The organism is Lactobacillus sp. HMSC08B12, assembly GCF_001808415.1.
In the GTDB taxonomy this organism is placed as follows: Bacteria; Bacillota; Bacilli; order Lactobacillales; family Lactobacillaceae; genus Lactobacillus; species Lactobacillus delbrueckii.
The window spans coordinates 1-9,983 of sequence record NZ_KV793168.1; the positions used below are offsets into that span (position 1 = coordinate 1).

Annotated in this window: 8 protein-coding genes and 1 other annotated feature; all 8 genes read right to left on the bottom strand. The window is 51.7% G+C overall.

What is annotated here, in order from left to right; all coding sequences use genetic code 11:
- Positions 1–91: 91 nt before the first annotated feature.
- A complete protein-coding gene (locus HMPREF3168_RS05630) occupies positions 92–1,489 on the bottom strand; it encodes a flavocytochrome c (RefSeq protein WP_003613666.1) in 1,398 nt (465 codons plus the stop codon).
- A 169-nt stretch (positions 1,490–1,658) separates the two neighbouring features.
- The gene (locus tag HMPREF3168_RS05635; RefSeq protein WP_003613663.1) at positions 1,659–2,372 is read right to left on the bottom strand and encodes a methionine ABC transporter permease; all 714 of its coding nucleotides are present in this window, start codon (positions 2,370–2,372) and stop codon (positions 1,659–1,661) included.
- A complete protein-coding gene (locus tag HMPREF3168_RS05640) occupies positions 2,369–3,424 on the bottom strand; it encodes a methionine ABC transporter ATP-binding protein (protein ID WP_003613669.1) in 1,056 nt (351 codons plus the stop codon). Before HMPREF3168_RS05640 ends, HMPREF3168_RS05635 begins: the two co-directional genes overlap by 4 nt.
- A 36-nt stretch (positions 3,425–3,460) precedes the next feature.
- The gene (locus HMPREF3168_RS05645; protein WP_003613667.1) at positions 3,461–4,321 is read right to left on the bottom strand and encodes a MetQ/NlpA family ABC transporter substrate-binding protein; all 861 of its coding nucleotides are present in this window, start codon (positions 4,319–4,321) and stop codon (positions 3,461–3,463) included.
- A gap of 83 nt (positions 4,322–4,404) precedes the next feature.
- Positions 4,405–4,652, bottom strand: a binding site (T-box leader).
- A 68-nt stretch (positions 4,653–4,720) separates the two neighbouring features.
- Complete coding sequence (locus HMPREF3168_RS05650) at positions 4,721–7,129, bottom strand: HAD-IC family P-type ATPase (protein ID WP_003613665.1); 2,409 nt, start codon at positions 7,127–7,129, stop codon at positions 4,721–4,723.
- Positions 7,130–7,162: 33 nt separating this feature from the next.
- Positions 7,163–7,651 (bottom strand): dihydrofolate reductase, encoded by a 489-nt coding sequence (locus HMPREF3168_RS05655; RefSeq protein WP_003613664.1) that lies wholly within the window; start codon positions 7,649–7,651, stop codon positions 7,163–7,165.
- Between the two features lie 13 nt (positions 7,652–7,664).
- Positions 7,665–8,621 (bottom strand): thymidylate synthase, encoded by a 957-nt coding sequence (locus HMPREF3168_RS05660; RefSeq protein ID WP_003613671.1) that lies wholly within the window; start codon positions 8,619–8,621, stop codon positions 7,665–7,667.
- A gap of 155 nt (positions 8,622–8,776) precedes the next feature.
- Complete coding sequence (locus HMPREF3168_RS05665) at positions 8,777–9,769, bottom strand: D-2-hydroxyacid dehydrogenase (protein WP_003613668.1); 993 nt, start codon at positions 9,767–9,769, stop codon at positions 8,777–8,779.
- Positions 9,770–9,983: the final 214 nt, after the last annotated feature.

Consider the following 9,983-nt stretch of genomic DNA (forward strand, 5'->3'; position numbering starts at 1 on the left):
TACACAAGAATTTATACTGAACCTAAAAAAAGACAGCAGCCTAAGAGCTGCTGTCTAAAATAGTATTCTTTTGTAACTTGTTCTTTTCAGCTTAGTTTTCGCCGCGCACGAACTTGCTTGCTTGAATACCAGCTTGCCGGCCAAAGACTACAGTTTCAGCAACTGAGTTACCGCCGATCCGGTTGTTGCCGTGCAGGCCCCCGGAAACTTCACCAGCGGCGTAGAGGCCTTCAATCACCTTGTCGTCCTTGCCCAAAACCTGGGTTTCAAGGTTGATGTGCAGACCACCCATCGTGTAGTGGATGGCTGGGTGAATGTGGATAGCAAAGTACGGCGCAACTGAAATGTCGCGGTCCATCCCGGTAGTCCGGCCAAAGGCTTGGTCGTCTTGGTCCTTGACTGCTTCGTTCCAGCTGGCAACAGTTGCTTCAAGACCAGCAGCGTCAACGCCGATCTTGCCAGCCAGTTCTTCCAAAGTAGCCCCATGTTCTACCAGGCCGATGTGGTCGTAAAATTCAACTGCCTTAACGTGGTCACGGACGCCTTGGTCAAAGATGAGGTAGGCACCGTCTTCATTCAAGCCAGTGATGGCTGCTGAAACAACCTTCCGGGTGTCCAGTTCGTTGATGAAACGCTGGCCGGCCTTGTTGACCAAAATAGCGCCTTCGCCCCGGACAGCTTCCCCGATCAAGAAGGTCTTTTCACCATCAGTTTGCGCGGTTGGGTGAACTTGGATGAAGTCCATTTGCACCAATTCTGCCCCGGCTTCTTCACCCAGGATCAGACCGTCACCAGTAGCGCCGGCTTGGTTGGTCGTCTTGTAGCCTTCCAGGTCTGGCCGGTACTTCTTGATGATTTCCTTAGAAGCGCCGAAACCACCAGTTGCCAGGATAACAGCCTTGGCCATAACTTTCCGGCGGCCGTCTGGGCCAACGATGTCGATGCCAGTTACCTTGCCCTTTTCGTCTTGCAAAAGCTTAACAACCTTGGTCTTGTTGAAGACTGGAATCCGGGCTGCTTCAATGCTCTTCAAAAGGCCAGTGATCAAATAACCGCCAACTGGCGCCATAGATGCTGGCCGGTGGGCCCGCTTCTTGCTCATCCCCCCGGTAATCGTCAAGTCATCCAGCTCAACGCCATATTGCTTCAGCCAGTCGATTGCCAAAGCAGCGTGGTCAACGAAGTAGCTCAGCATTGCTTCATCGTTCAAGTTGCCGCCGCCCTTAAGGGTTTCCTGGTAAAAGTCGGCCTTGTTGTCGATGATGCCGTGCTTGAATTGAACCAGGGATTCAGCCGCGTTCATCCCTGATGAAGCCTTGCTGGTGTTCCCGCCCAAAACTTCGTTCTTTTCAAAAACAGCCACGCTGGCGCCGAGTTCATGTGCCTGCAAGGCAGCAGACAAACCGGTACCACCGGCCCCGATAACTACCAAGTCGTAGCTTGGGTTGACTAAATCGATTGGACTGGACTTAAATTCGTATTTTGCCATGATAGTTCCTCTACTCAATTATTTATTACTTACCTCCACATTATAAACCATTTTTTAACTTTTTAAAATTGAAAAGGCTATTTTTCAAAAATGTAAATTCTTTTCTTACTTTCAAAAAGGCAAAAAGAAAAGAATCTCCTGCAAAGAGAAGATTCTTTCCAAAAATTTCTTACCGATGCTGGTGGTTCAGCTTCTTGGCCAGGAAGTCGCCAACCACTTGCACGATAAAGATCATGATGACGACCAGGACAGTGGCCAGGAAGGTCACGTCGTTAGCGAAGTCGCGGTAGCCGTACTGGATGGCGGTCGTACCCAGACCACCGGCCCCAACGGCCCCGGCCATGGCAGTCAAGCCGATCAAACTGATGATGGAAACAGTTGACACCCGGATGATTTCTGACCGCGTTTCCTTGAGGTAGACGTCAAAAATAATGTCCCAGTTGCTTGCGCCCAAGCTCTGGGCTGCTTCAACCTTGCCCGGATCCAAGCTTTCCAAAGCGACCTGGACCTGGCGGGCATAAAATGGGAAGATCCCTAAAGTCAGCGGGACCAAGGCAGCCGTGTCCCCGATTTCCGTCCCGACAATCAAGCGGGTCAAAGGTGAAATGAAGGCCAAAAGGATAATGAAAGGAATGGCCCGCAAAATGGAAATCAGCTTGTCGCAGAAGTTGAACCAGAACTTGTTTTCCAAGATCCCGCCTGGCTCGGTCAAAACCAGGATGACCCCGAAGAAGAGGCCCAGGACCCCGCCGAAGATTGACGGCCAGAAGGTCATGTAGATGATCTGCAGAATGGAGGTGCCCCACCCGGTGTCCCCGGTCCAGCCCAAGTTGTAAATATTCGGGAAGTTCTGCGCGATCCAGTGTACCAAACCATTAATCATAAGCGGTTACCTCTTTCGTCTAATTCCGTTACCGTGATACCCTCATCGTTTAAGAACTTCAAGGTTGCCTTTTGCTTGTCAGCATCCCCCTTGACCGTGACCAGCAGGGTCCCGACCGGTTCGTCAGCCAGGACTTCCACATTGCCGTAGAGCATCGAAGCTTCCACGCCGACTTCCCGGTAAAGCTCGATGATGATTGACTTGGCCACATTGTTCAAGCTGTAGACCAGCTGGTAGAGGGCTTCGTTTTCAGCCAGGCTGATGTTGAGGCTCTTCAAGGTGTCAACTACAGCCAAAGAACCGCCGACGAACTTCTGGGTCAATTCAGCCTTTGGCGCCAGGAAGACATCCCGCAAGTTGCCGTTTTCGACAACCCGGCCGTTTTCCATGACCGCCACCTTATTGGCGATCTTCTTGACCGCGGCCATTTCGTGGGTGATCAAAACGATGGTCAAGCCCAGTTCCCGGTTCAGTTTCTTCAACAGGTCCAGGATCTGGATAGTCGTCTGCGGATCCAGGGCACTGGTTGCTTCGTCTGACAAAAGGATTTCCGGATCGTTAGCCAGGGCCCGGGCGATCGCCACCCGCTGCTGCTGGCCGCCGGAGAGCTGGGCCGGGTAGGCATTGGCCTTGTCTTCCAGGTCAACCAGCTTCAGAAGCTTGTGGCATTTTTCTTCCAGCTCATCGTCAGACAGGTCTGAGTGCTTGAGGGCAAAGGCGATATTTTCAATAACGGTCGTTTCATTAAGCAGGTTGAACTGCTGGAAAATCATCCCGATCTTCCGGCGGTGGGCCTGCAGGTCCTTGCCACTGATCACCTGTTTGCCGTCTTTGACAAAGTCAACACCCCCAACCACGACGTCTCCGGCCGTTGGCTTTTGCAAAAGGTTGATGGTTCTGACCAGGGTTGATTTCCCGGCCCCGGAAAAGCCGACGATCCCGTAGATGTCGCCTTTTTCGATGTGCAAAGTCACATCCTGCACGGCCTGCACATCGGTAGCCTTTTTCCGCTTAAAAGTCACACTGACGTGGTCCAGTTGAATAATGCTCATATGATCAAAGCTTCTTTCTAGGTTAAGTTAAAAATCTTAGAACTTGGCGTCCCAAGCCGCAACTTGCTTGATGCCGTAGTACTTCTTGTACAGCTGCTTGGTCTTTTCAGTCTGGTAAGCCTTAACGACTTCCTTGTAAGCCTTCTTGTTCTTGTCCTTCTTGCGGGCAACGATGATGTTGATCCATTGGTATGAGTCCTTGTTGATTGGTTCAACGTAGATGGTTTGCTTGTCGCCCAGGCCGGCTGGGTTAGCGTAGTCGTTGTTGACAACAGCAGCGTCAACTGACTTCAGAACTCTGGCAGCTTGTTCAGTCGCAACTTCCTTGATCTTGAAGTTCTTCGGGTTGCTCTTGATGTCAGCAACTGAGTACAGCTTGGTAGCGCTGGTCCCCTTCAGGGTGATCAGGCCAGCGTTCTTCAGAACCAGAAGCGCCCGGGCTTCGTTGGTCGCGTCGTTTGGAATGGCGATCGTTGCCCCCTTAGGCAGGGACTTCAGTGACTTGTACTTCAGTGAGTAAAGGCGGATTGGAGCGATGTAGGTCTTGCCGATGGCAACCAGGTTGCTCTTGTTAGCCTTATTCCAGTTGTTGAGGAAGTTGTAGTGCTGGAAGGCGTTAAGGTCCAGGTCCCCTGACTTCAAGGCGCTGTTTGGCTGGTTGTAGTCAGAGAAGTTCTTGGTCTTGACAATGATACCATACTTCTTCTTGGCAGTTGCCGCCACACTCTTCCAGATGGCCCGTTCAGCCTTGGTTGCCCCGACAGTCCCGACGGTTACCGTCACCGTCTTGGCGCTTTGCTGGCTGCCCTTCTTGCCAAAGGAGAAGAAGGCGATAACGGCAAGGACCACAACGGACACGATAGCGATAATAATGTTTCTTTGTTTCTTTTTTCTCATGATTAATACCTCCAGAAACACAGCAGCAATCCCGAAAAAGCGGCAGTCAAATTCGAATAGAAAAGAAAAAGCGCCCGTCCTTGATAAAGGACGAGCGCTCGTGATACCACCTTTAGTTCATTCATTACTTACGTAATAAATCTCACCAGCTGTCTCTGACAAATAGAAACAGCTTGCTTGTTTAACGAGAGCAACCCCGGCAGCGGCTAAATATCACCGCGGCATATCATTCCAAGCCCATGTTCACCGGAACTCTCCTGGCGGCTTTCACCATCTGCCGCCTCTCTGTAAAGGATCGTCACCCGACTACTCTGCTTTTCGAGATAACTTTTCTTAACTTGATGCTCTAAACTTATCATTATTTTTTAAGCAAGTCAAGCCTTTTTCTAAAAAAAACTGTTAAAGCTCGTCCCGGTCCTTGCCATAAGCGGCTAAAAGGTCCCGCAGCTTGGCGTCTTTCCCCTTCTCCGTCAGCACGTTGCTGACTTCTTTGATTCCGTCGCAGATCCGCGACATGATTCTGAAGAGGGTCATGCCGGCAAAGAAAAGGACGACAACCGTGAAGACAGCCCGGCCTGACAAAGGACTCAGCTTGAAGAAGCCAGGGATGAAGATGATTGACAAGATGATGCAGACCACCGACAGGGCCAAAACGCCCAGCTTGTACTTGTTAAGTGGCCGGGAGATCCAGAAGAGGACCATCAAGCCCACCAGGACCAGGAGAGCTGTTGACGCGGTAGCGACTTCATTGTCCCCGATATTGGTAAACTTGTTGGTCAAGACCAGGATGCTGACGGCCAGCCAGTCGGTAATCCCGCCTGGAATCGACTTGGTCAGGATATTGACCGTGAAATTGCCCCGGATCCGGGAATGGTTCTTTTCCAGGGCCAAAAGGAAGGACGGAAGGCCAATCGTAAAGCTGGAGATCAAGGTGATCTGGGCCGGCTTGATCGGGTAGTTGATCGTCAAGATCAAGGAAAAGACCGCCATCAGCAAGGAGAAGATGTTTTTGACTAAAAAGAGGCCAGCTGAACGTTCAATATTGTTGACCACCTGCCGGCCTTCATTGACCACCTGGGGCATTTTGGCAAAGTTTGAGTCCAGCAAGACCACTTGGGAAGCCTGAACAGCCGCGCTGTTGCCTGAAGCCATGGCAATGCTGCAATCAGCTTCCTTCATGGCCAGGATGTCGTTAACCCCGTCCCCGGTCATGGCCACGGTCTTCCCGATCTTCTGCAGGGCCTGGACGAATTCTTTCTTCTGCTCCGGCTTGACCCGGCCAAAGACATTGTATTCAGCCATGGCCTGCTCATATTCGCCTGGCTTGATCGTCTGGGCATCGATGTACTTCTCTGCCCCGGCAATCCCGGCCTGGCCGGCCACCCGGGAAACGGTGACCGGGTTGTCCCCGGAAATAACCTTGATTTCCACCCCTTGCTTGGCAAAGTATGCAAAAGTCTCCTTGGCCTCTTTCCGGATCGGATTGGACAAAAGGACGTAGCCCAGGACTTCGACCTCCTGGGTCAGGCGCTCTTTTTCATCTGCCAGTTCTGCTGGATACTTGGCAAAGGCCAGGACCCGGTATCCTTCTTCCGGGTAGCGGGCAAATTCTTCCTGGCAGGCTTTCAGCTGCGAGCGAAGGATCATTTCCGGCGCCCCCAGCAAAAGGGTGTAGCCTGCAAAAACCGCCCCGCTGTACTTGTTGACTGAGGTAAAAGGAATAATCCTTTTGGCATTGACCAGGGGCTGGTCCTGGCCAAACTTCTGGTTCAAGGCTTCAGCGGTGATATTGTCGACAGGCATGTTGGAAACGTAGGCGGCAAGCCGGTCTTCCAAATCATTTCCCGGGTAATTTTTTGCCGGGACGACTTTTTCCACCGCCATCTTCGGCTCAGTAATCGTCCCTGTCTTATCAACGCAGAGGACATTGACCCGGGCCAGGGTTTCCACGCTCTTCATGTCGTGCAGCATGACCTGGTTGCGGGCCAGGCGCATGGCGGCCAGCGCCAGGGCAACCGTTGTCAGCAGGTAGAGCCCTTCCGGGATCATGCCGATAATGGCTGCTTCCATGGAACTGATGGATTCAGCAAAAGACCGGTGGTTGAGGAAGTAGGCCTGGGCAAAAAGGGCTAGCCCCATTGGAATAATGATGATGCCAACCCACTTGATCAAGCGGTTGATGGCCCGGATCATCTTTGACTCTTCTCCCTCGCCCATGGCCTTGGCTTCCGCCGTCAATTTTGCGATGTAGGATTCGCTGCCCACCTTGACCAGCTGGGCCATGACTTCGCCGGAAACGACGAAAGAACCGGATAAGAGCTCGTCGCCAACTTCCTTGGCAATTTCATCGCTTTCCCCGGTTAAAAGGGATTCATTTACCCGGACGCTGCCGTCGACCACCTTGGCGTCGGCCGGGATCTGGTCACCAGCTTTCAAGAGGACTAGGTCTCCTTCAACCAGCTGGTCGATTGGCACCTGCCGCCTTTTTCCGCCTCTCAGGGCTAAAAGCTTGGTCTGGTTTAAAACCTGCAGCTTGCTTAAAACAGATTTTGCCCGGATTTCCTGGACGATCCCCACGATCGTGTTCAAAATGATTACCGGCAAAAAGGTCAGATCCCGGATATCCCCGGCAATCAAAAGCAGGATGGTCAAAACTAGGAAGATCAAGTTGAAGTAGGTAAAGGTGTTTTCAACGATGATCTGCCGGTTGGTCTTGAACTCATCATCAATGGTGGTGTTGACCTTGCCGGCCGCGCTTTTCTGCGCGACCTCCTCCTCGGTCAAGCCCGTCTCCAAATTTGTTTTCATAACACTCACATCTCACTTTTCACTGCTTGCCTGCTATTTTTTACGCAGGTAAGTCTCAAAGACATAGTCATACTTATTCTTACCGTCTGCCTGGTGGGCTTCACTCTTTACCAGGGCAAAAGCCGCCCAGTCAAGGTTTGGCATGTAGGTGTCAGCGGGAAAAATTCCCTTGATCCGGGTCACTTCCAGCTTGTCAACCTGGTCAGCCAGCAGGGCAAAGAGGCTGGAGCCGCCAATAACGCAGACTTCCCCCGCCTGCTCCTTCAGCCAGGCGGAAACTTCTTCTTCGCTTTTCAGCTGCAGAACTCCAGCTGGCAGGTCTAATTTCCTGGTGGAAAGGATGACATGCTGCCGGCCAGGCAACAGGCCCGGCAAGGACTCAAAAGTCTTTCTTCCCATCAGCATGGGGTGGCCCATGGTTTTTGCCTTAAAATGGGCTAAATCTGCCGGCAGGTGCCAGGGCAGGCGGCCCTGGTAGCCAATGGCGCCTTTTTCATCTTCTGCCCAAACGTAGCTAAGCATTTCTTCACCCTTTCTAAACGGCGACCGGGGCTTTGATTGTAGACCCGTGCTGGTAGTTGACCAATTTAATATCAGCCATTTCAAAATCAGCCACTTTTTTCTTCTCTGGATTCAGCCACAAAGTTGGCGCGTCAAACGGCTTTCTTTTCAGCTGCTCTTCCACTTGGGCAAAGTGGTTCTTGTAAATGTGGGCATCCCCAATAGTATGCACAAACTCGCCCACTTCCAGGCCGGTCTCCCGGGCAATCAAGGACAAGAGCAAAGAGTAGCTGGCAATGTTGAAGGGCACGCCTAAGAACATGTCGCCTGAGCGCTGGTAAAGCTGCAAGCTGAGCTTGCCGTCAGCCACGTAAAACTGGAAGAGGACATGGCACGGCGGCAGGGCGCTGGAAGGAACGTCTTCCGGGTTCCAGGCCGTTACGATCAAGCGGCGGGAGTCGGGATTGGTCTTGATCTGCTCAATCACGTCCGCGATCTGGTCGATAAAGCCGCCGTCCCGCTTACCCCAGTGCCGCCACTGGGCCCCATAGACGTCGCCCAGGTTGCCGTATTTTTGGGCAAAAGCTTCATCATCCAGAATCCGCTGGCAGAACTTTTGCATTTCTTCGTCATAGACTGCCTTAAACCCTGGGTCCTTTTGACTCCTAAGGCCAAAATCAGTCATGTCCGGGCCCTGGTATTCCGGGCTGGTCACCCAATTTTTAAAGGCCCATTCGTCCCAAATGTGGTTTTTATGTTCAAGCAAGAAACGGATGTTGGTGTCCCCCCGCAAGAACCACAAAAGCTCGCTCTTGATCAGGCCGAAAGGCACCCGCTTGGTCGTCAGGATCGGGAAGCCCTGGCTTAAGTCAAAGCGCATCTGGGCCCCAAAGAGGCTTCTGGTTCCCGTCCCGGTCCGGTCATTTTTGTCATTGCCTTCCGTCATGATCTTTTTTAGTAAATCTAAATATGCTTGGTCTTGATTTGCCATTTCCTTGTCCTTTGCAAAAACTTTTTACTTCACTTCACCTTAAGTCTAACAGAATTTTTTACCGGGTGTTAATCTTTACAAAAAGCCCCGGCAGGATTAGCCTGCCAGGGCTTGTCTATGTTCTTCATTTTTCGCTTTATTTTACTGCTTTTTCGCTAATTCACCTTGAAAAAGGCCTTTTTCCCGGACAGGGTCCGCTCGATATCGGTCATGCTCTGGAAGAACATATTCTTGACCGCCATCTTGGTATAGTAGGCAGAGTGCGGGGACATGACCACGTTTGGCAGGTTGATCAGCTCCGTGTACTCGTCCGGCAGGGAACCCACATCCTCAAACTTGCGGCCGAAGATTTTTTCTTCCCCTTCCAAAACGTCCAGGGCGGCCCCGCCGATTTCATGGTACTTCAAGGCCACGATCAAGGCCGCGGTATCGACCAGTTCGCCTCTTGATTGGTTTACCAGGATCGCGTCGTCCTTCATCTTGGCAAATTCATTGGCGCTGAACATGCCCTTGTTTTCCGGAGTCAGCGGAATGTGCACCTGGACGATGTCGCTTTCCTTGATCAAGGTCTCAAAATCGACGAAGTCCAAAAAGGGCTCTAAAGAAGCATTGTAAACCGGGTCATAGCCGATAACTCTGGCCCCCAGGGCATGGTACATTTCCGCCGCAGCTGCCCCGATCCGGCCCAGGCCGACGATGCCGACCGTCTGGTTGAAGATCTCATCGCTCATCAGTTCCGTTGACCGGGTGAAGTCTCCCCGCCGCATCTTCCGGTGGTAGTAACCCCACTTGCGCAAGAGGTACATGGCCCCGGTCAAGCCGTTTTCCGCGATTGCCCGCGGCGAATAAGCCGGCACATTAGCAACGGTAATTCCGTATTTAGCTGCCGCTTCCAGGTCAATATTGTCCGCCCCCACCTTCCGCAAGGCCAGGTGCTTGACGCCGCCAGCCGCCAAGGGCTTAAGGTCAGACGCCGTCAAGGGCTCCTCCTGCTGGGTCGAAACCGCCTCAAAACCCTTGGCCAGCTCTAAATTATCGGCCGTCAAAGGGCTGTGGGTATAAGAAATTTCATCATCTGGGTGCTGGTCCTGCCACTCTTTTAAAAAAGCTTCTTCCACCGGCGTAACGCCGAACAAGTATGCCTTCATCTTTTTTCTCCTCAATAACTAACAAATTTCGTCAAACATCTTCTCGTTTATGCTGATTCTGGTATCCTAGGTTAAAAGCCTCATGCTTTTTATATATTATGGCAAAAAAATTAAAAGATGGCTAGAGAATTTTCTAGATATCGCATTTTTTAACACTCCTGTAATTTTTAACTAAAAAGCCAGAAAAAGGTTGTGACTGTTAAAAAGTATTAAT

Excerpts from the sequence above, each read along its gene's own strand:
- HMPREF3168_RS05645 (WP_003613667.1), bottom strand. The coding sequence starts at position 4,321 with ATGAGAAAAAAGAAACAAAGAAACATTATTATCGCTATCGTGTCCGTT.
- HMPREF3168_RS05630 (WP_003613666.1), bottom strand. The coding sequence starts at position 1,489 with ATGGCAAAATACGAATTTAAGTCCAGTCCAATCGATTTAGTCAACCCA.
- HMPREF3168_RS05660 (WP_003613671.1), bottom strand. The coding sequence starts at position 8,621 with ATGGCAAATCAAGACCAAGCATATTTAGATTTACTAAAAAAGATCATG.
- HMPREF3168_RS05635 (WP_003613663.1), bottom strand. The coding sequence starts at position 2,372 with ATGATTAATGGTTTGGTACACTGGATCGCGCAGAACTTCCCGAATATT.
- HMPREF3168_RS05640 (WP_003613669.1), bottom strand. The coding sequence starts at position 3,424 with ATGAGCATTATTCAACTGGACCACGTCAGTGTGACTTTTAAGCGGAAA.
- HMPREF3168_RS05650 (WP_003613665.1), bottom strand. The coding sequence starts at position 7,129 with ATGAAAACAAATTTGGAGACGGGCTTGACCGAGGAGGAGGTCGCGCAG.
- HMPREF3168_RS05665 (WP_003613668.1), bottom strand. The coding sequence starts at position 9,769 with ATGAAGGCATACTTGTTCGGCGTTACGCCGGTGGAAGAAGCTTTTTTA.
- HMPREF3168_RS05655 (WP_003613664.1), bottom strand. The coding sequence starts at position 7,651 with ATGCTTAGCTACGTTTGGGCAGAAGATGAAAAAGGCGCCATTGGCTAC.